The organism is Methylobacterium sp. D54C, assembly GCF_053345595.1.
Genome location: NZ_JBKFAK010000286.1, coordinates 1 through 255, shown reverse-complemented (window position 1 = coordinate 255; position 255 = coordinate 1). Strand labels below are relative to the sequence as shown.

Sequence of the window (255 nt, the reverse complement as noted above, 5' to 3'; positions counted from 1 at the left end):
AGGAAAAGTTCTCCCGCACCAAGCCGCACTGCAACATTGGCACGATCGGCCACGTCGATCACGGCAAGACGTCTCTGACGGCGGCGATCACGAAGGTCCTGGCCGAGACGGGCGGGGCGACGTTCACGGCCTACGACCAGATCGACAAGGCGCCTGAGGAGAAGGCGCGCGGGATCACGATCTCGACGGCGCACGTGGAGTACGAGACGCAGAACCGTCACTACGCGCACGTGGACTGCCCCGGCCACGCCGACT

1 protein-coding gene is annotated in these 255 nt (G+C 65.5%); it reads left to right on the top strand.

Translation table 11 applies throughout. The features are described from left to right. A partial coding sequence (locus ACLBYB_RS33555) for a GTP-binding protein (protein WP_447701459.1) occupies positions 1 to 255 on the top strand: 255 nt, incomplete at both ends.